Origin of the sequence: Streptomyces sp. NBC_00691, assembly GCF_036226665.1 — a bacterium.
Taxonomy (GTDB): domain Bacteria; phylum Actinomycetota; class Actinomycetes; order Streptomycetales; family Streptomycetaceae; genus Streptomyces.
Genome location: NZ_CP109007.1, coordinates 208,671 through 227,419, shown reverse-complemented (window position 1 = coordinate 227,419; position 18,749 = coordinate 208,671). Strand labels below are relative to the sequence as shown.

At 69.8% G+C, this 18,749-nt stretch carries 15 protein-coding genes and 2 pseudogenes; 7 read left to right on the top strand and 10 right to left on the bottom strand.

Annotated features, from left to right (window positions below; translation table 11 throughout):
* Window positions 1-220: 220 nt before the first annotated feature.
* Window positions 221-607 carry a TIGR03086 family metal-binding protein gene (locus OG392_RS01120; protein ID WP_329287003.1) on the bottom strand — a complete coding sequence of 129 codons (387 nt, stop codon included), beginning with the start codon at window positions 605-607 and terminating at the stop codon, window positions 221-223.
* 133 nt (window positions 608-740) lie between these two features.
* Here OG392_RS01120 and OG392_RS01115 point away from each other — a divergent pair, with 133 nt between their 5' ends.
* Window positions 741-1,694: a helix-turn-helix transcriptional regulator gene (locus tag OG392_RS01115; protein WP_329274434.1), complete on the top strand. Its 954-nt coding sequence runs from the start codon at window positions 741-743 to the stop codon at window positions 1,692-1,694.
* Between the two features lie 659 nt (window positions 1,695-2,353).
* On the opposite strand, the gene OG392_RS01110 is transcribed toward OG392_RS01115, so the two are convergent.
* The 3 genes from OG392_RS01110 to OG392_RS01100 form a co-directional block, all read right to left on the bottom strand.
* On the bottom strand, window positions 2,354-3,859 hold the full coding sequence (locus OG392_RS01110) for a hypothetical protein (RefSeq protein WP_329274431.1): 1,506 nt from the start codon (window positions 3,857-3,859) through the stop codon (window positions 2,354-2,356).
* A 284-nt stretch (window positions 3,860-4,143) separates the two neighbouring features.
* Window positions 4,144-4,422 (bottom strand): GlsB/YeaQ/YmgE family stress response membrane protein, encoded by a 279-nt coding sequence (locus OG392_RS01105; protein ID WP_329274429.1) that lies wholly within the window; start codon window positions 4,420-4,422, stop codon window positions 4,144-4,146.
* Window positions 4,423-5,340: 918 nt separating this feature from the next.
* Entirely contained in the window at window positions 5,341-5,700 is a 360-nt protein-coding gene (locus tag OG392_RS01100; RefSeq protein ID WP_329274427.1) for an STAS domain-containing protein, read from the bottom strand.
* 174 nt (window positions 5,701-5,874) lie between these two features.
* Between OG392_RS01100 and OG392_RS01095 the strand changes: the two genes are divergently transcribed.
* Entirely contained in the window at window positions 5,875-6,351 is a 477-nt protein-coding gene (locus tag OG392_RS01095; protein WP_329274424.1) for an ATP-binding protein, read from the top strand.
* A 288-nt stretch (window positions 6,352-6,639) separates the two neighbouring features.
* Here the strand turns inward: OG392_RS01095 and OG392_RS01090 are convergent, their stop codons facing one another.
* Complete coding sequence (locus OG392_RS01090; RefSeq protein WP_329274422.1) at window positions 6,640-7,152, bottom strand: hypothetical protein; 513 nt, start codon at window positions 7,150-7,152, stop codon at window positions 6,640-6,642.
* Between the two features lie 1,079 nt (window positions 7,153-8,231).
* On the opposite strand from OG392_RS01090, the pseudogene OG392_RS01085 reads away from it, so the two are divergent.
* Window positions 8,232-10,439, top strand: a pseudogene (locus OG392_RS01085) (SpoIIE family protein phosphatase).
* Window positions 10,440-10,511: 72 nt separating this feature from the next.
* On the opposite strand, the gene OG392_RS01080 reads toward OG392_RS01085, so the two are convergent.
* Window positions 10,512-10,955, bottom strand: a complete 444-nt coding sequence (locus OG392_RS01080) for a DUF2267 domain-containing protein (protein WP_329274419.1) — start codon at window positions 10,953-10,955, stop codon at window positions 10,512-10,514.
* A 187-nt stretch (window positions 10,956-11,142) separates the two neighbouring features.
* Window positions 11,143-11,319 (bottom strand): annotated as a pseudogene (locus tag OG392_RS01075) (Hsp20/alpha crystallin family protein); the annotation flags it as partial.
* A 126-nt stretch (window positions 11,320-11,445) separates the two neighbouring features.
* Between OG392_RS01075 and OG392_RS01070 the strand changes: the two are divergent.
* The gene (locus tag OG392_RS01070; protein ID WP_329274416.1) at window positions 11,446-12,096 is read left to right on the top strand and encodes a type III effector protein; all 651 of its coding nucleotides are present in this window, start codon (window positions 11,446-11,448) and stop codon (window positions 12,094-12,096) included.
* A 141-nt stretch (window positions 12,097-12,237) separates the two neighbouring features.
* On the top strand, window positions 12,238-14,157 hold the full coding sequence (gene htpG / locus OG392_RS01065) for a molecular chaperone HtpG (protein ID WP_329274414.1): 1,920 nt from the start codon (window positions 12,238-12,240) through the stop codon (window positions 14,155-14,157).
* Window positions 14,158-14,370: 213 nt separating this feature from the next.
* Here htpG and OG392_RS01060 read toward each other — a convergent pair whose 3' ends face one another.
* A complete protein-coding gene (locus OG392_RS01060; RefSeq protein ID WP_329274410.1) occupies window positions 14,371-14,544 on the bottom strand; it encodes a CsbD family protein in 174 nt (57 codons plus the stop codon).
* 225 nt (window positions 14,545-14,769) lie between these two features.
* Window positions 14,770-14,991, bottom strand: a complete 222-nt coding sequence (locus tag OG392_RS01055) for a hypothetical protein (protein ID WP_329274408.1) — start codon at window positions 14,989-14,991, stop codon at window positions 14,770-14,772.
* Between the two features lie 179 nt (window positions 14,992-15,170).
* Between OG392_RS01055 and OG392_RS01050 the strand changes: the two genes are divergently transcribed.
* A complete protein-coding gene (locus tag OG392_RS01050) occupies window positions 15,171-15,560 on the top strand; it encodes a hypothetical protein (RefSeq protein ID WP_329274405.1) in 390 nt (129 codons plus the stop codon).
* 204 nt (window positions 15,561-15,764) lie between these two features.
* Window positions 15,765-17,153, top strand: a complete 1,389-nt coding sequence (locus OG392_RS01045; RefSeq protein ID WP_329274403.1) for an aspartate ammonia-lyase — start codon at window positions 15,765-15,767, stop codon at window positions 17,151-17,153.
* A 101-nt stretch (window positions 17,154-17,254) separates the two neighbouring features.
* Here the strand turns inward: OG392_RS01045 and OG392_RS01040 are convergent, their stop codons facing one another.
* Entirely contained in the window at window positions 17,255-18,682 is a 1,428-nt protein-coding gene (locus OG392_RS01040) for a hypothetical protein (protein WP_329274400.1), read from the bottom strand.
* Window positions 18,683-18,749: the final 67 nt, after the last annotated feature.

Below are 18,749 nucleotides of genomic sequence, written 5' to 3'. Positions count from 1 at the left end.
CCGAGTTCCTAATACCCCTAGTTTTAGCCTAGGGGTACTAGGAAGGCAACCGTCAGATGGCATGCTCCAGTCCGCCTCTGTCATGTCCGAGGATCGAGGCGGCTTCTTCGTACAGCGCGCGCAGCCGCTCATCGGGGGAGGTCGGGAGCACCGGCGTCTGCGGCGAAGGCGCGCAGATGTACGTAGACGGCGATCTGGGCCAGTCGGCCTCGGATGCTGGTTACGGCTTGCGTCCGCACCACGCGACGAGGCGGTCGATGGCCGGCGCGTCGGGGTCGGCGTCCACCGCGGCTGCGAACGGCGCGCCGTCGCGCGGCCCGGTGGGCAGCCCGCGCTGCATGGCGGCGTACGAGGCGGCGATGAGTTCGGGGTCCCAGTCCGGGTGCTGGCCGGTGACGGTGGCGATGTCCCAGGTGTGGACGGTGAACTCGGAGGTCCAGACGGCCGCGGCGGCTGCGCCTGGAATGTTGCCGAACGGCAGGGTCAGGGTCCGGCCCAGGATCGCGGGGTCCGCCCACGCCGCTTCGACCTCACGCACCACGGCGTCCCACGCTTCCTGCCATGCACTGTCCGCGAGGTCGTCGGCGAGCGTGGGGAGACTCGACAGGCCCTGGCGGGGGTCACCGGTGCTGTCGGGGGTGAGGGTGGTCAGGGGGGGGCGTTCTCGGTGTGCGTCATGACCTCATCCTGGAAGCAGAACAGGTCATCCCCTGGCCACTTTCCGGATGAGAATGATCGGCATGAGAGCCGATCGCCTGGTGGCAACCCTGCTGTTCCTCCAAACCCGCACCCGTGTGACGGTGGCCGAGGTGGCGGCCGAGCTCGAGGTGTCGCCGCGGACCGCGCGGCGTGACCTGGAGGCTCTGTCCGCCGCGGGTGTGCCCGTCTACTCGCAGCGCGGGCGCGGGGGCGGCTGGTCGTTGGTCGGCGGCGCTCGTACGGACCTCACGGGGCTGACCGCCGAGGAGACCAGGGCGCTGTTCCTGCTCGCGGGTCCTTCGGCGACCACGCCCGAGCTTCGTACGGCGCTGCGCAAGCTGGTGCGTGCGCTGCCCGCGCCTCTGCGTTCGGGCGCGGAGGCGGCGTCGCGGGCCGGTCTGTCCGACCGCACGGACTGGTCGGGCGCCGGCAGGGCCGCCGGGCCGCACGTCGAGGTCCTGCGGCGAGCGGTCGTGGACGGGATCCAGGTGCGGCTCGGCTACGCGGGGCCCGGCAAACCGGTGGGCGTGCGAACGGTCCATCCGCTCGGGCTGGTGGCCAAGGCGGGGCACGACTACCTCGTGGCCGGGACGGAGCGGGGCTTGCGGACCTTCCGCCTCAGCCGGGTCGCCTCGGCCGAGGCGACCGGCGTGCCCGTCGTACGGCCGGACGGCTTCGACCTTGCCACGGTCTGGCGTTCGTTCGCCGCGGGCCTGGAGGAGCGCCTGTACGCGGCGACGGTCCGGGCCCGGGCCGAGCCGGGTGCGATGGCGATCCTGGAGCGGCTGTTCGAGGGGCGCCTGCGTGTCGGTGCGGTGTTTTCCGACGGGTGGACGGAGATACGGGTGGACGGGCCGACGCCGGAGGTAGTGGCGACGCAACTGGCGGGGCTGGGCGCGCGCGTGGAGGTGCTGGACCCACCGGAGGCGAGGGAGCGGCTGGCACGTCTGGCGGTCGAGCTGGCGGGCGTGTACGGACCGCCGGGCTCGCTCTGAGCGTAAGGCGGGGAACTGATCCGCGCGTCGTGGCTGCGGTGACCGGCACGGTGCTGACGCGGCGCCTGGGAACGGCCCTCCGCCCCTGCGGTGGGCCGGCGGCGCGGCCTGTTCGCCGCGTATCCGTTCGGGTGTCCGAGCGGCACACCGACCTTGTCCGGGCGGCATACCGACCTGTCAGGGCGGCACGACGACCCCCCTGTCCGGGCGGCACAGCGGTTTCGCCCGGCTGCGGACCGAACGCCTCTCGTTCTCCGGCCGGCGCGCTCGCCGCGACCGCCCCGCCGGGGCCTCCGTACTCACGGGGGCTTCCTCGGCGCGCCGCCGCTCGCACTTCGCATCGCCCGTTCGGTATTCGTCATGAAGGGCGGCGATCGTCCGGACGAGCTGGTCGGCCACGTCTCAAGCCGCCCACCGCCGGTCCGCGTCCGAAGATCTCCGACCTGGACTGCGCGTTCGCGCGCGAAGCCGCGCACGGCGGCGGCCGCCGGAAACGGAATCGGGGCGAGCCGGGCGTATGGAATCACGACCGTCTCGCCGAGCTGCGACCCGCCGCGACCCACCCCGATGGAGTGGGAACGCGCCGGGGGAGTCGGTTGAGGTATCGGGCCGTCCTACGGTGAGCGGCGGATCGCACGCCTGCGCCGGGGTGGCCGCCGCTACTGGATGGCGTGCCAGGGAGATTTCTCGTAGCCGCCGTCCACGTGGAAGACCAGGGACGTCGAGAGGTACGCCTTGATCGAGATGTTCCACTGGGCGCCGTGGGTCAAGGTGACCGCTGGGTGGTCGAGGGGCACGGTCTTGTTCGCTTGGTGGCCCCACGCCGTGCGGGCCCTGCGGCAGGCGGTGACGAGGTCGGCGAAGTAGGCCTCGACGGTGGCCTTCGAGACCTGCGGGTGCAGCTCCTGGTGCAGGTGCTTGAGGCAGGCTTCGTCGGTCTCGTAGTTTCCGTCGGCAAAGGAGTTGGGAAGCAGCCACTGGCCGATGATCTGCCAGCCGGCTGCCGTGACGCCGGAAGGCAGGGCGATGCGGGTGTAGCCCATGCTCGCGACCTTCCCGCAGGCCACGTCCGCGTCGCCGGGGGCGGTGAGCAGCGCCACGGCGGCGTCCATCTCGTGGATCCGCTCCGCGGTCAGTCGCTTGACGAGGGTGTCGCGGACCATCTTGAGGCCGCAGAGGGAGACGATTCGCGAGAGCTTCGGTTGCGGCAGCGCGCTCAGGGCGCGGATCCACGGCTCGCCGAAGGCCTTGCGCATGGCCGTACAGCCGATCTTCCCCGCGTCGTTGGCCGGAAGGGCGCTCAGGGGCTGGAACTGGACCAGAACCGGGTCCCCGATGCGGAGCACCGGGAGCTTCAGATTGCCACGGGCTATGTCGCAGTGGGCTGCGGCGGATCCCAAGGAGCTGGTGATCGCGGCCTTCTGGTCGGCGGCGGTGGCCGTGGGGGCCTGCGTCCACGCGGTATCCACCTGGGTGATCAGCAGGTCCGGCGTCTGGTCGATCACGACCTTCTGGGCTGCCGTGAGCAGCCCGTCGAGGGCCTGCACGCGCGGTTCGAGGAACAGGGTCAGGCCCGCCTGCGTAACCCGCTGCTTCTGGGCGCTGGCCTGCTGCATCGCGGTCTTCAGCTCGGCGTGTGCCTGGACCAGGCTGTCCCGGCGCTCCTCCAGGTACGCCTCCAGCTCCGCGGCGCGGGAGCAGTACGCCAGGAAATCCACCTTCAGGGAGGCGAGGCAGGCAACGGCATTCTTCGCGAAATCCGTGTCGTACACGAACTGTTCGAGCCGCTCCAAGGCGTCTTCGGTGAGCACCGGTAGCAGGTCCTGGTGCACCAGTCCGTGCTTCACGTCGACGAAGCAGCCCATCGCGGCCTCGGTCGAACTGTCGAACTGCGGCCTGAGGGCCGCGATCAGTTCGGCCGCGCGGGCTTCGAGCCAGGACTTGACCAGGCCGCGCCACAGCGCGCGCCGCGGTCCCTCCGGCACGTGCTGGAGGTGTCCGTCCAGCGATGCGGGCTTGGCCGTGGCGCGCGCCCACAGCGGGATCGCGTTGGCCTTGAGCGTCAGCGTCGCCCTGACCGCCTGTCTCAGCTCGGCGTCCGTGGCCGGTGCGTCCTGGTCCCTCGCGCCCGGGGCCGCTACGGGCTGGAATGGCTGATCTGTCATCGTCGTACCCCCTTGTCCTCAGTGTCGGGCCCGACGGACCGTCAGAACAACGGGTTCGACGCTGTCGGCGTGGCGAGGGGCGTTCGAAGCGTACGGCCGGGGCTGCGCGTGACGGTGCCAGGGTCCCACGGTCCCGGCGCATCTGTACGAGGAGCACCGGTCGTCCTCGACGACCGTCTTCCGACGGGCCCCGCGCTCGCGGTCGGCGTTGCTGACGGCAGCGGAACGGCTCCGCCCTCGGGAGGGGGGAGCCGTTGGCCTGTGCGTGGGGTCGGTGGGGCTGGTCAGGCGTGGCGGTGGTGGTGCTTGTTGCCGGTGACCAGTCGGTAGACAGCCAGGAGGATGACAGAGCCGACGATGGCGGCGATCCAGGTGGAGAGATCGAAAAAGCCGTCTATGGAGTCGACGCCGAAGATGACCTTGCCGAGCCAGCCGCCGAGCAGTCCGCCCGCGATGCCGATGAGCATCGTGATGATGATCCCGCCGGGGTCCTTGCCCGGCATCAGGGCCTTGGCGATGAAGCCCGCGAGCAGTCCGATCAGGATCCAGGCAATGATGCCCATGCGCTTCTCCTATCTCGATGGATAAAGCCGATGTCAGCACGTCTTCACCGTGCCGGGGATTCCAAACATCCGAGTCGGCCGACGCCGGCGACGGCTGCCGTGTTCATGGGCAAAGGGCCGGCTGCAGGGGCCGTGCGGCCCTGAGCACAGGGCTCCGGACCCGGGGCGCGAAGCTCCACGCGAATCCGGCCGCCGCTGGCCAGGACGCGTTGCGGCGTGGGAGCAACGCAATGCCCTGGCCGACCCCGCTTGCGCGAGTGCGATCTGTGCGCGGGCATGTCCTGCCGTCCCTGGGAGGAGTACCTGTGTGCCGTGGGCGCTGACCCCTTGCCGAGGTCGAGGACGAGCGCACGGCCAACCTCGGTACGGTGATGCGCCGAGGATCACCGACCGTCGCGCGCACCGGCCGTGGGCACGGCGGCCGTGAGGGTCCGTCCAGGACGGGGCGGGACGGCGTCGAAGCAGCCAGGGCCCTGCCGTCGCGTGCTCCATCGGATGAGCTCCGTGCTTCGGTCGGCAACGTCGTCGGTGCTTTCCCGGCCGTCGGCCCGGTCGAGAGAGGCCAGCCCCTCGTGCCGACGGGTGCGACGTTTCGGCTGGGGTTGATCCCACCACGCTGTGCGGCGTTCACCGAGGGCGGCCTTCGCGGTGTGCACCCGGGCCCGAGCAGAGTGTTCGGCCTCCGCGTCACGCGACCCGACGCGGAAGGTACGGGGAGAACCCGAGGAGGTGACGGGCATGCCGGGCATGCCCGCGCTGTGTTCGCGGCTGCGGCTGGGGGCAGGGTTCTTTTGACGGTCGTCCGCCGGGCCGCGACCTGCCTTATGTCTGGTCAGCGAGCATCCGCAACCGGTGGAACCGACCGGCGCCGCATTCGGACGACGGCAGGCTCGCAGGGGGCGGGCGCAGCGCGCCGTGTCAGGCGTGCAGGGCCGCTTCAACGGTGGGGTGGCAGGGGATCACGCCGTCGATCCCGACGAGTTCGATGACCCGCTGGACGGCCGCTGCGGCTGCCGCGAGTCGGAGCCATCCACCGACGTCCACCAAGTGCTGGTTGGCATAGATGAGGACATTGATGCCACTGGAGTCCAGAAAAGTCACGTGTTCCAGATCTGCCACGGTTCGCGGCGTGGCCTCCTGCGACAGCAAGGCGTCCCGTACGACGTCCTTCGTGGTGTGGTCGATCTCCCCCCGGAGACTCACGACACGGATCCCGTCGGTCACATGGTGCTGCACGGACAGCCGCCGAGTCTGGTCCGTCTGCTCATTGCTGGTCATCATCTCTCCAACAGCGCCTACTCTTGGCCTCGAGAGCTGGGCTCGCCGGTGATTGTGCCCCAGACGCGCAGTCCGCGCACACCAGGCCGGCCGACCCAGACCCGGGCTACCCACGGCGGCCCTCCGGGCGGCCGGTAGCGTTGCACGTGGCGGAAACGAGGACGGAGCCGGTGAGTGAGACGCCCCGATGACACGGACCGCGGTGCGCAACTCGGGGAAGCAGGCGCCTACCTGCACAGTGCCGGCTACGAGCTCGACGGTGACGACCTCAGCTGCATCGCCGAAGCCCGTCGCCACGCCGCAGCCTTCCTCGCGGTTGCCGGCACCGTACACGGCCTGCCGATCCCGCAGCGCGTGTACGACCTCACCGCGCTGGTCGTCAGCGAGCTGGTCACCAACGCCCACAAGTACGCCCCCGGCCCCGTGCACATGGAGCTGCGCATCCACGCAGGGAGCGTGGAGGTGAGCGTGTGCGACCGCCGCCCGGCCGTCCCCGCCGTCCGGGGTGCCGACCCCGGTCGAATCGGCCAGCACGGCATGGAGATCATCCAGGCCATCACGGAGAAGCTGTCCACGGAACAACTGGAGGGAGGCAAGCGGATCACGGCCCGCCTCTCCTTGGGCGACGACACCCCAGCCGTGCGCGGTTGAACCGGCAACCCCGCGCCGGCCGCTTCCATGCTCTTCTCTCCCCGGACGGGCTGCTGCCCTCGGTCCCGGACGCCCAGTAGGCCAGGCTGGGTACCTCGCAGGACGACGGCATGCGCCATATCTCGGCGTGGGCCGCGATCTTCGCCATCCCCACGATGCTCGCCGGCGTCTAACAGGATTAACTTCGAGCACATGCCCGAGCGCGGTTGGAGTTACGGATGTCCGCTCGCGCTCGGCCTCATGGCACTGTGCCAGCAGCCACAGTCACCAGCCAGCAGTCACCAGCAGTCATCCGTCTGCAACCACTGGATCGGACATCGGCCGGTGCGGCCGGCGGATGTGAGGACAGCGCGTGTCGGCTGTGAGCGCGGGAATCCTCATCCGCCGCATGAGATCGCGGGTGGTGCGCATGCTCACGGTGCTGCGCCAGGCGAGGCCCGGGTGGCGGGAACGCAGGTGCGAAAGCGCCCGCGTACCGAGCCCGGTACTGTGGAACCGTTTGTCGATCACGATGGCGGTGATCACCCCCTGTGTGCAGTCGGAGCACATTCGGTAGTGGACCCGACCGACGATCTGACGGACGTGGACGAGAAGCAGGCATTCCTCGCCTGGTCCGGACTGGTCCGGGATGTGCGTGGACAGGAAGTCGATCGCCCGGTAGACGAGAAGCCGACGGCGCAGGCGTCCGGTGGGACGGCCTTGGCGGGAGTGCTTTGCACCTCCGCGCCCGGGCGGCGGTGTCTCGGTTGCGCGGGCAAGGCCGAACAGCGTGCTCGCGGGACGCGCGTGTTGTCCGTGCATGAGGTCTCGTGTGCCCACAGACGAGGCCTGTACCCGCCCCGTGCCACCACGACGAGGGGCGCAGGAAGGCCCTCCAGCGCTGCGCTGGTGCGCCGAGTGCTAGGGGACCGGCGAAGGCTGCCCACCCACGGAGCGGCCCGACGTATGGTGACGAACCCACCCACCGGCGGCAGCCCTGCTGGCCCAGCCGCCACACCTCGGACACGGACTGGGAAGAGCACATGAACCACCCTGTTCCCCCAGCGCCTCGGTGACACCGGGCAGGGGCTCGCGGGCGAGGAGCCGTGCGGGCAGGCCCAGGAACCCGACGGAACGGTCCGCTGGGAACACCGCCACCGGGACTGGCAACATGCGCCCGAGGCCTCCGGCGGCTGCACGCCCGACCCGGCCGGGCGTGTCCTTCTGGCGACCATGGCCGGACCCCTCGGGGCGGACGGGCTTTCCACGGGCGACATCTGCCGCGCTCTCGACCTGGACACCGGCGAGGTACTCGCCGAGCACGTCCTGCCGTCCTTCTCGGCGACGTACGCCTTCCAGCAGTTCCCGGACGCACGCCCCGAGGTTCTGCTCACCGCGTCCATGGGCCAGGACGGTACGCACTGCCTCCTGATCACCTGCACGACCGACGGGTTCGACGTCCGGGCAGCGGGCGCCGCCGAGGAACCCTACGTCGGTCTGGGCACGGGCGGGGTGCTGGTCGGCCAGGACGTCGGCGGAGGCTGTCTCTGCCGTACGCAGGAGGGTGCCGACGACGTCGTCATCGAGGCCGGCGAGGTTCTCCCCGGGGAGTGGGTGTTCGTCGGCTCCACCCCGGGCTTCGTCGATGACAAGCGGATTCTGGTCGCGGCAGCCGAGGAGCAGGGGGCGGAGGAAGGCACTCACCTCCTGCTCGACGCCCACACGCTCAGGCCTCTCGCCGAGGTCGACTACCCGGCCGGCGGAGAGGCGACGGCGCCCCGCCCGGCTGCCGACGCTGCGGCGCGGGACGGAGTGATTTTCCGACAGGCAGTCCATGGAGGGGGGTGTGGGCGAGTCGCGGCGAGCGGACCCTATGGGGTGCGTCAGCGTATCGTCGCCTTATGCGAGCTGTGGCACCTGGCTTCGCCGAGCAGCCTTCCGACCTGGGGCTGCTCGGAGCCGCGCTGGTGGACAGCGTGCGGCGCACCGGCGCCTCCGCAGGGGTGCTCTACCTGCTGGACAGGCCCGCTCAGGCCCTCAACCTGGCGGTGTTGTGCGGGCTGCCGGAGGAGGTGGCCTGGCCCTGGCACCGGATCCCGCTCGCGACCGCCACTCCGGTCAGCGAGGCCGTTCGGGGCGACCGTTTCGTATGGGTCGGCTCCCAGGAGCAGATGGCCCTCACGTACCCGCGGGTCGCGGTCAGCCTGCCGTACCGATTCGCGCTCGCTGCAGCGCCGCTGTCTGGTCGGACGCGCTGCTGGGGCGGTCTGGTCCTGCTGTGGCCGGCATCCCACCCGGACCGTGTCACCCGCCGCGAAAGCGGTCATATCGCTGCGGAAGCCCGCGGCATCGCACACAGGCTGGACCAGTCCCCGGAGCAGCCCCGGCAACCTCTGCAGCCCCTTCGCGTTCCGTTGACGCCGCCTTCCCCATACGTGAGCGGGGCCGGGTCGGCGGCTGCGGACTTCGCCGAGCGGCTGCCCGAGGGCGCGCTGGCGCTGGATCTGGAGGGCAGGGTCACCTTCGTCAACGGTGTGGCGGCCACTCTGCTCGGCCGCAGTGTGAGCCAACTGCTGGGAACGCGGCCGTGGCAGTCCCTGCCATGGCTGGACCGGCCGATTGTCGAGGACCATTACCGCACCGCCGTCATCAGCCGGGAACCCGTCGAATTCACTGCACTCCATCCCCCCGACCGGCCACTGTGCTTTCAGCTCTATCCCGACGTCAGCGGCATCAGCGTCCGCATCACCAACGCATCCGGCGGTCCCTCTCCGGTCCCCGACAGCACCCGGCGGCGGATTCCACGTCTCGTGTCCGCCGCTTCACCGACCGCCCACACGGGCCGCCTCTACCAGCTTCTGCACCTGGCGTCCGCGCTGACCGAGACCGTGGCGGTCAGCGATGTCGTCGAGCTGGTCGCCGGGCAGGTCCTGCCCGCATTCGGTGCGGACGGTCTGGTCCTGTCCGCGGCCGATGCCGGCCGTTTGAAGATCACCGGCTGGCACGGCTACGACCGGGAGACCATCGAGTGACTCGACGGCCTGCCCTTGAGCACGGGCGTCACCCCGGCCGGACAGGTGCTGTCGACCGGCGTTCCCGCGTTCTTCGGCAGCCCCGAGGAGATCGTCCGCGAGTTCCCCCAGGCCCCGCTGCTCAGCGGAAAGAGCGCCTGGGCGTTCCTGCCGCTGCTCATCTCCGGCCGGCCCGTCGGCTGCTGCATCCTCTCCTACGACCGGCCGCACACGTTCACCGCCGACGAGCGGGCGGTCCTCACCTCCCTTGCCGGCCTGATCGCCCAGGCCCTGGACCGGGCCCGGCTCTACGACGATGCGCACGGCCTCGCCCTCGGGCTCCAGGAAGCGCTCCTGCCCCACAGTCTGCCGGTCGTGCCCGGCCTCACCATGGCCACCCGCTACCTCCCCGCCAGCCATGGCATGGACATCGGAGGCGACTTCTACGACGTCATCCGCCTCGACGACGCCACCGTCGCCGCCGTCATCGGCGACGTCCAGGGCCACAACATCGCCGCTGCCGCCCTCATGGGCCAGGTCCGTACCGCCATCCACGCCACCGCCAACGCCTCGCCCGACCAGGTGCTGGCACACACCAACCGCGTGCTCCTGGATCTGGGCACCGAGCTCCTGGTCTCCGCCCTGTACGCCCGCATCGACCTCGCCCGGGGCGCCGCCGACCTCGCCAGCGCCGGCCATCCACCGCCCCTGCTGCACCGTCCCGGCGGCCCGGGATCGGTCGTGGGGCTGGATCCCGCCCCCCTCCTGGGTATCGACCACGGATCGGACTATCCGGTCCATCACCTCGACCTCCCGCCGGGCAGCACCCTCGTGCTGTACACGGACGGACTCGTCGAAGTACCCGGCATCGAAATCGACCAGACCGTCAGCGACCTCGCCTGGTACCTCGGCCGCCACCATGGTGAGGATGCGGAGAGCCTGGCCGACTCCCTCATCCACCGCGCCTGGCCCACCGACCGACACACCGACGACACGGCCCTGCTCCTCCTGCGAACACAGGCCGGGACGGGTGACGCAGGCGGCGCGCGGAGTCGCGCGAATTCTCCCAGGGAGGGCACGATCTACAGCCGAGACTGACGGTGCCCCGCGGTCGGACCACCGACCGACCGAACCGAGAGTCGCATGATCGACAGCTTCTGTGGTGGCCTCTTACGTCGTGGGTGCGAGTTCGGCCTGCCCGAACAGCAGGGCGTAGCCGGTGGGGAGTCGGCGGAGGATGCGGTTGATCAGGTGGGGGCCGGCGTGGGCGGCGACGGCTGCGAAGACGGAGCCGGTGTCCCAGCGGGTGGAGGCCAGCGAGGCGCCGGAACGTGCGGCGAGGTCCTTGACGAACTCCCAACCGGTCAGCGGCCGGGGGTCGGGGATCTGCGTGGTCAGCACGCGTGCGGCCTCCAGAGGCAGGCAGGCCGCGAGATCCACGCGTTCATCGCCGGTCAGCCGACGTCCCAGCCCCGCCATGACCAGACGGACGGCTTCGTCTGCCCTCTCGCGGGTGGGGTAAGCGCCTTCGTAGCGAACCCTCTCCAGCATGTGCTCGTACGCCGTCCCGTGCGACTGCTGCCTTTCGAGCGGTACGCGCGCGTCGGTGATCATTGCGTTCTCTGCCTTTCAGGGAGCTTTGGGGGTGCCGCGTACGGCCACCCCGGGGGAGGTCGAGTGGGTTGGCGGCGGCTGGATGGGCCGTCGTAGCTCAGGGGAACTGGCAGAGGCCTGCCCCATCGGGCCCTCGTCCGCCGTGTCGGCGACGGAAGGGTCAGCCGAGGGAGTCGGCGAGCACGGCGTCGGCGCCGACGCCGATCGCGTATGCGGTGATTCCGGGGATGTCGGAGGCCACCACATACCCGTCGCCCTCGCGGTACGCGTCCATGGGCATCGCCGACGGCTTCGACCAGGTGGCAGGTCCCGTCAGCGGTGCCAGACGGGCCGGCTCACCGAAGGGGTCGGTGCGCAGCAACATCGTGAGAACACCTCCAGCAGGTTGGGCAGTTGCTGCCCATGCGCTTCACTGAAACCGTTGTAACATGTCATCCAATGGATGACAAACATGGTGTCGTCGATGTGATGACCGACCGAGGGGGTGCCCGTGACCGCAGCTGATCAGCCGATCACGACCAGCACCGATGCCCACAGCCCGGCGTCCTTCCTCGCGGCGGTGGCGGCACTCGCCGCCATCGACGACGCCTTGCGCGATGCCCAGCACGAGACTCCTGACACCGCCGGCCCCGGCCCGGACCAGGCGCTGGCCTGCCTGGTGCTGCTCCGGCGGGTACGCGAGCAGCTCGCCGGCTGGGAGACCGGCCTGATCGAAACCGCGCGCGAGGCGGGCGCCAGCTGGGCCGATCTCGCCCCTCCCCTCGGCGTCGCCAGTCGCCAGGCCGCCGAACGCCGTTACCTGCGAGGACGCCCCGGCGCGGTCGGCGCCACCGGTGAGCAGCGCGTGACGGCCACCCGCCAGGCCAGGGCCGCAGAACGCGCCGCAGTCACCTGGGCCCGCGCCCACGCCGCCGACCTGCGCCGCCTCGCCGGGCGTATCACCGCGCTCGACCACCTCGGGCCCGAAGCGCGCTCGGCTCAGGCCGCCCTGCACGCCGCTCTCGGTGCCGCCGACGCTGCTGAGCTCCTCACCCCCCTGGCCGACATGCGCCGCTACCTCGATTCCCGCCACACCGACCTCGTCGCCTCCCTGGACGCCCTCGACGACCAACTCACGACGCCGGCGCCCGACGATGACTGACTCCTGCCCCAGCGGACCACAGAATGCCGAGGCGGCCGGCCCGACCGAACCATGCCTTCGGCGGGCAACGATGCGCACCGGCCCGAGACCCGTCCGTTGACGACCTCTCCGTTCATGACCTTCCCACAGAAAGAGACCCCCATGAGTAGCAGTGTCGAGACGCTGGAATTCCAGGCAGAGACACGCCAGTTGCTCCGGCTGGTCATTCACTCGATCTACTCGAACAAGGACATCTTCCTGCGCGAGTTGATCTCGAACGCTTCCGACGCACTGGACAAGCTGCGGCTGGAATCGCTGACCGACTCGGGCATCGCCGAGATCGACACCGGCGACCTGCACATCTCGTTGGAGGTCGATCAGGACGCCCGTACCTTGACCGTCCGTGACAACGGAATCGGCATGAGCCGGGACGATCTCGTGGACCTGATCGGCACGATCGCCAAGTCCGGCACCGCCGGACTGCTGGAGAAGATCAAGGAATCCAAGGACGCCGCCACCGCCGAGAACCTGATCGGGCAGTTCGGCGTGGGCTTCTACTCCGCGTTCATGGTCGCCGACAAGGTCACCCTGCGCACCCGGCGGGCCGGCACCGAATCCGGTACCGCGTGGGAGTCCGACGGTGAGGGCGCCTACACGATCCAGGCCGTCGAGGGCCTGCCCGTGGGCACCTCGGTCACCCTGCACCTCAAGCCCGCCGACAGCGAGGACGGGCTCGCCGACTACCTGTCCGAGTCGAAGATCCGTCAGATCGTCAAGCAGTACTCGGACTTCATCCGCTGGCCCATCCGGATGGCCACCGAGCGCGCCGACGCCGAGGGCGAGCCGACCCGCGATGTCGACACGCTCAACTCGATGAAGGCGCTGTGGGCCCGGCCGCGCACGGAGGTGACCGAGGACGAGTACAACGAGTTCTACCAGCAGATCAGCCACGACTGGCTGCCTCCGGCCGAGACCATCCACATGCGCGCCGAAGGCACCTTCGAGTACGAGGCGCTGCTGTTCATCCCCTCACAGGCACCCTTCGACCTGTTCTCCCGGGAGACCAAGCGCGGCGTACAGCTGTACGTCAAGCGGGTGTTCATCATGGACGACTGCGAAGCGCTCATGCCCGACTACCTGCGCTTCGTCAAGGGAGTCGTGGACGCCCACGACCTGTCGTTGAACGTCTCCCGCGAGATCCTCCAGCACGACCGCCAGATCCGAGGCGTACGCAGGCGCCTCGTCAAGAAGGTTCTCGGCGCCCTCAAGAACATGCAGTCCAAGGACGCCGAACGCTACGCGAACGTCTGGGCGCAGTTCGGGCGCGCGCTGAAGGAGGGCCTGGTCGAGGACACCGACAGCACCGAGGCCCTGCTCGAGCTGGTGTCGGCCGCCTCCACGCACGACCCGGAGCGGACCACCACCTTGCGCGAGTACGTCGAGCGCATGAAGGACGGGCAGGAGGCCATCTACTACCTGACCGGCGAGAGCCGCGCGATGGTGGAGAACTCCCCGCACATGGAGGCCTTCGCCGCCAAGGGGTACGAGGTCCTGATCCTCACCGACCCCGTCGACGAGGTGTGGGTGGACCGGGTGCCGGGCTTCGACGGCCACCGCCTGCAGTCCATCGCCAAGGGGCAGGTCGACCTCGACGCCTCCGCCGACGGCGACCAGGAAGCCGACGCCGAGAAGGCGCAGCGCGAGCAGGACTTCGCCGCCCTGCTGCCGTGGCTGACCACCACCCTGTCGGAGCAGGTCAAGCAGGTCCGTCTGTCGTCCCGCCTGACCACCTCGGCGGCATGCATCGTCGGCGACGCCCACGACGTGACGCCGACCCTGGAGAAGATGTACCGGGCGATGGGCCAGCACATGCCCACCGTCAAGCGGATCCTGGAACTCAACCCCACGCACCCGCTGATCACCGCCCTGCGCGCGGCGCACGACGCCAACGCCGACGATCCGGCACTCGCGGAGATCGCCGAACTGGTCTACGGCGGCGCACTGCTCGCCGAAGGAGGCGACCTGCCCGACCCGGCCCGCTTCACCCGGCTCCTCACCGAACGCCTGACCCGAGCCCTGTAACCCCGGGTGCGGCCCGGCGTAGTCGAAGCGCCGGGCCGCCCACCCTCACCCACCCCATGAGCACGTCTGTTCCGGCGATCCGTACGACGGGGGCACCGGACGGCCTGCCGTGGAAGCGTCTGCCGTCGAACGCAGGCGGTGCGCCCGCCGTCACGCCCGCTGGGCCCCGACCTGTCCCTCAGGTCGGGGCCCAGCGGGCGTGACGGCGGGCTGTCAGCGTCGGAATTCGTCCTTGACGTCTTCCTTGGCCTCACGCGCCTTGCCCTTGGCCTGGTCCGTGACACCTTCGGCAGTCAGCCGTTCGTTGCCGACCGTACGGCCCACGGTCTCCTTGGCCTTGCCCTTGGCCTGCTCGAGGTGTGCCTTGCTCTTCTCCGTGCCCGACATCGGGACCTCCTCCTGTATGGAACCGGATTGGTCTTGAGCGACGCCTGCTCCCGATCACCGCACTCAAACCCCAGGCTTGTCGCCGGCAGTCGAGCGGCGCGGGCTTCAGGCCTTCCACGCCGGTGCGGGCCGGTCCGACGAAGCGCCACCGACGGAGCCCGGAGAACTTCGCATGCGTGAGCGAAGAAAGGTGGGCTCACGGCCGTGCCTGTGCATGCCCGCTCGTCACCACTCGGGGTGGACGTCGTGGCTGTCGTAGCGGGATCCTGCCTCGGTGGTCCAGGGCCTGAAACGACCGGGCCCGGAGGCCTCGTGGGCGTAGCGCACGGGCTCCCCGGTCTCGTCGGCGACGATGACCGCTCCGTTCTTCTGCGCGCAGCGCAGGGCGTGCGTCCAGTGCCGACCGCGATGGCCGGTGCGGTAGTCGGGGATCTTGCATTGAGCCATCGGTTCTCACCGCCGTGTGACATCACGTATCCACCCCGTACGAACGGAGTCGATGCCCGGTTGGTCCCGAACATATCCGAATACCCTATATATGCAGATATGAACATCCGGACTTTCCGGCGGCCGGCGGGCGGCCATGGATCCGGTCCGTCTTCGTTGGCCGAGCACCCGGAGAAGCCATGTCCTCGACCGCCTCAGTCCTTCTGTACAGCAGTGACGCCGGCGTGCGGGCGCAGGTGCGCCTGGCTGTCGGCCGCAGGCCCGCGCCCGACGTGCCGCCGGTCGGGTTCGTCGAGTGCGCGACTCTTTCCGCGGTCCTGCTGACCTTGGAAACGGTTCCCATCGACGCCTGCGTGCTGGATGGAGAGGCGGTTCCCGCCGGTGGGATGGGCGTGTGCCGGCAGATCAAGAACGAGATCTTCCAGTGCCCACCGGTCCTGCTTCTGATCGGACGGCCACAGGACGCATGGCTGGCCGACTGGAGCCATGCCGACGCGGTCATCACCCTGCCCCCGGATCCAGTGGAGATCGCAGCGGCTCTCGCCACGTTGCTCCGGGCCATGCGCTGAGGCCGGCATGCCGCCCGACCGGCGCGGTCGCTCCAGAGTCCGGCGTCGACGGTGCCGCGGGGGTCGGGCTACGTCGCGGTGCCGGCGCGATTGTCCTGCGAGATGTAACGCCTTAAACGTTCGTGCTCTTGCAAGGCCACTCTGTAATGGTTGATACTTTGCTGGGTTTCATCGAACCCGATCGTCCAAGGGGAGGGGCCCCGTATGCAGCGCGAAGAGCACGACCTCATCGGAGACAGGGAAGTGGAGGCCGACGTCTACTGGGGCATCCACACCCTGCGCGCCCTGGAGAACTTTCCGCTCACCGGCCTTCCTCTCTCATCGCATCCCGAGCTCGTCGTGTCTCTCGCGGCCGTGAAGGAGGCGGCTGCGCTCGCTCACTCGGACCTGGCGACGCTTCCCGAGGAGAAGGCCACTGCCATCGCAAGGGCATGCCGTGAGATCCGTGAGGGCCGCCTGCACGACCAGTTCGTCGTGGACGTCTTCCAGGGGGGTGCGGGTACGTCGGCCAACATGAACGCCAACGAGGTGATCGCCAACCGGGCCCTCGAACTCATGGGGTACGAGCGCGGCAGCTACGCGGCCCTGCACCCCAATGACGATGTGAACCGCTCGCAGAGCACCAACGACGTGTACCCCACTGCGGCGAAGCTCGCCTTGTACACGGCCACGGGGCGTCTGCTGGACGCGATGACCGTACTGCGCAACGCCTTCGCCGAACGGGGAGGGGCGTTCGCGAAGACCGTCAAGCTGGGCCGCACCCAGCTGCAGGACGCCGTGCCCATGACGCTCGGGCGGGAGTTCGACGCGTTCGCCCTGACCGTGCGGGACGACGCCGAGCTCATCGGGCTCGCCGCAGAGGCCCTCCTGGAGGTCAACCTCGGAGGGACCGCGATCGGTACCGGGCTGAACGCGGACCCTGGCTTCGCCCACCTGGCGGTGACGCACCTGGCCTCCGTATCCTCGGTGCCGGTCAGACCGGCCCGGGACCTGGTGGAGAGTACACAGGGGGTGGGGGCGTTCATCCGGCTCTCCGGCGCGCTGAAGCAGTTCGCTCTGCGGCTGACGAAGATCTGCAACGACCTCAGGCTTCTCGCCTCGGGGCCCCGCGCCGGCCTCGGCGAGATCCGGCTTCCGGAGCTGCAGGACGGTTCGAGCATCATGCCCGGCAAGGTCAATCCCGTCATTCCCGAGGCGGTCACTCAGGTCTGTTTCGACGTGGTGGGGGCCGATGCCGCGGTCTGCGCGGCGGCGCAGGCCGGTCAGCTCCAGCTGAACGCCTTCGAGCCCCTGATCGTCCATCACCTGCTGAAGTCGGCGAACCGGATGCAGGCCGCGTGTCGGCTGCTCGCCGAGCGCTGCGTGGAAGGCATCGAGGCCGACGAGGAGCGTCTGCGCGCCCTCGTCGAGAGCAGCTCGGGTCTCGCCACCGCCCTCAACCCGGTGATCGGATACCAGCAGGCCACGGCCTTGGCCCGGATGTGTCAGGCGACCGGCGTACCGGTGCGCGAACTGGCGGCCGGCAGCGGGCTCGTCTCCGACGAGGAGCTTTCCGCCCTGCTCGACCCGTGGCGGCTCGCGCATCCTGCCTGACGCGCGGGCGCCCGCATCGGATCCCGACAGGCGGGTGTGGGATGACAGGGAGAACCCTGTGGCCGGGCCGCGCACGGCCCGGCCACAGGGTTCCGGGGATCTCAGCTCTTTGTGACGGTGCAGTTGTAGGCAGCGGTGCCGGAGCCGCTGTACGCCTCCATCTCGAGGTAGTAGGTGTCCGTGCCGGAGGCGGTGCGGGTGAAGGTGAGGGCCTCGTCGGTGCCGGAGCCGTTGTTGACGGAGCGGGTCAGGGTGCTGCCGTTCGCGTCGAGCCAGTACAGGTCTGCGTCGTAGGCGGAGGGGACGGCGCAGGTCACGGAGGCCGTCTGGCCCGAGGACAGGCTCAGCTTGAAGTAGTCGCGGTCACTGGTCGACTTCATGCCGCCGGTCAGGGAGCCCGGGGAGGCCAGGGCGGTGGCGTCGTCCGCCGTGTCGCGGGTGTCGTTCGGCTCGCTCTCGGCCAGTGCGGCCCCGCCGCCCTGGCTGCCGCAGTCGGTCACGGGAGTGCCGCTGTAGAGATTGGGGTCGGCGACTCCGTTGGTGACGCTGCGGAGGTAGTAGCCGCAGGTCGGACGGTTCTTGAAGTCGAACGTCGAGCCGGGCGTGAGGCGCCAGATCTTGAAGCCCGAGTAGGTCAGTGGCTTGCGGTCTACGGCCTGCTCGGGCTGGTGGTCGGCGAGGACGACGTAGGCGTCCTTGCCGTACTGGGTCGCCATGCCGTTGCGGTCGAGGAACAGGGAGCCGCCGCCCTCCTCCACGCCGACGCCCCACGCCGCGCCGCCGGGGGCGAGACCGTCCTTCACCGCACGGGCGAGGAAGGACATGGTGCGGCCCATCCGGTCACGGGTGACGAAATGGGAGTCGTTGATGACCCCGCCGTAGTTCGGCCACTCGAGCATCCCGGTGGTGAAGCTGATGTACCGGTCGTACGGGTTGGCGAGGGCCTCGGCGCTGGTGACGCTGCCGTTGCACGCGTCGTAGACGATGGGGCTGTTGATGTGATGCCCTGCGCTGCCACCGCCGGAACCGCCGCCCTTGGCGACGACCGACTCGATGGACGCCTCCAGAGCGGTCCCCTTCCAGGCGGTGTACCGACACTGGTCGCCACCCGAGAAGTAGACGAACTCGGAGTTTCGGACGTCCGCGTTGACCTGACTGTTGTTGCCGTCGTTGGCGGCCGTGAGCGTCCACGTCGTGCAGGAGTTGACCCCGGGCAGCGCGGTGATCGTGTCGCACTCGGGGGTCTTGCTTCCCGATGTCGGCGCCGAACCCGACAGAACGACGACGTCGAGCGCTCCGTTACCGCCTCGGATCTCGTCGATGGCCCGGGTCATCGAAGCGGGGACGACGGCGCCGGCGCCGTTCATCGTGAAGGCCGGGCCGTTCCACGAGGCCCGGGTGACGTCCGAGGGGCTGCCGAGCCGGATCCTCTCGGCCGCCGCGTGCGCGGCCTGCTGTGCGATCAGCGCGGAGGCCATCGCGGTCAGGACGACGCCTGCCGACGCGAATCTGAGTGAACGGAGGTGCATCTGCGCTCCAAGGCATGGGATTGACCGATGCCGCGGCTACCCGATGAGGTGAGCACCGCGGTTGGTA

Coding starts and splice junctions, on each gene's coding strand:
- OG392_RS01115 (WP_329274434.1), top strand. CDS start 741: ATGAGAGCCGATCGCCTGGTGGCAACCCTGCTGTTCCTCCAAACCCGC.
- OG392_RS01110 (WP_329274431.1), bottom strand. CDS start 3,859: ATGACAGATCAGCCATTCCAGCCCGTAGCGGCCCCGGGCGCGAGGGAC.
- OG392_RS01105 (WP_329274429.1), bottom strand. CDS start 4,422: ATGGGCATCATTGCCTGGATCCTGATCGGACTGCTCGCGGGCTTCATC.
- OG392_RS01100 (WP_329274427.1), bottom strand. CDS start 5,700: ATGACCAGCAATGAGCAGACGGACCAGACTCGGCGGCTGTCCGTGCAG.
- OG392_RS01090 (WP_329274422.1), bottom strand. CDS start 7,152: ATGCACGGACAACACGCGCGTCCCGCGAGCACGCTGTTCGGCCTTGCC.
- OG392_RS01080 (WP_329274419.1), bottom strand. CDS start 10,955: ATGATCACCGACGCGCGCGTACCGCTCGAAAGGCAGCAGTCGCACGGG.
- htpG (WP_329274414.1), top strand. CDS start 12,238: ATGAGTAGCAGTGTCGAGACGCTGGAATTCCAGGCAGAGACACGCCAG.
- OG392_RS01060 (WP_329274410.1), bottom strand. CDS start 14,544: ATGTCGGGCACGGAGAAGAGCAAGGCACACCTCGAGCAGGCCAAGGGC.
- OG392_RS01055 (WP_329274408.1), bottom strand. CDS start 14,991: ATGGCTCAATGCAAGATCCCCGACTACCGCACCGGCCATCGCGGTCGG.
- OG392_RS01050 (WP_329274405.1), top strand. CDS start 15,171: ATGTCCTCGACCGCCTCAGTCCTTCTGTACAGCAGTGACGCCGGCGTG.
- OG392_RS01045 (WP_329274403.1), top strand. CDS start 15,765: ATGCAGCGCGAAGAGCACGACCTCATCGGAGACAGGGAAGTGGAGGCC.
- OG392_RS01040 (WP_329274400.1), bottom strand. CDS start 18,682: ATGCACCTCCGTTCACTCAGATTCGCGTCGGCAGGCGTCGTCCTGACC.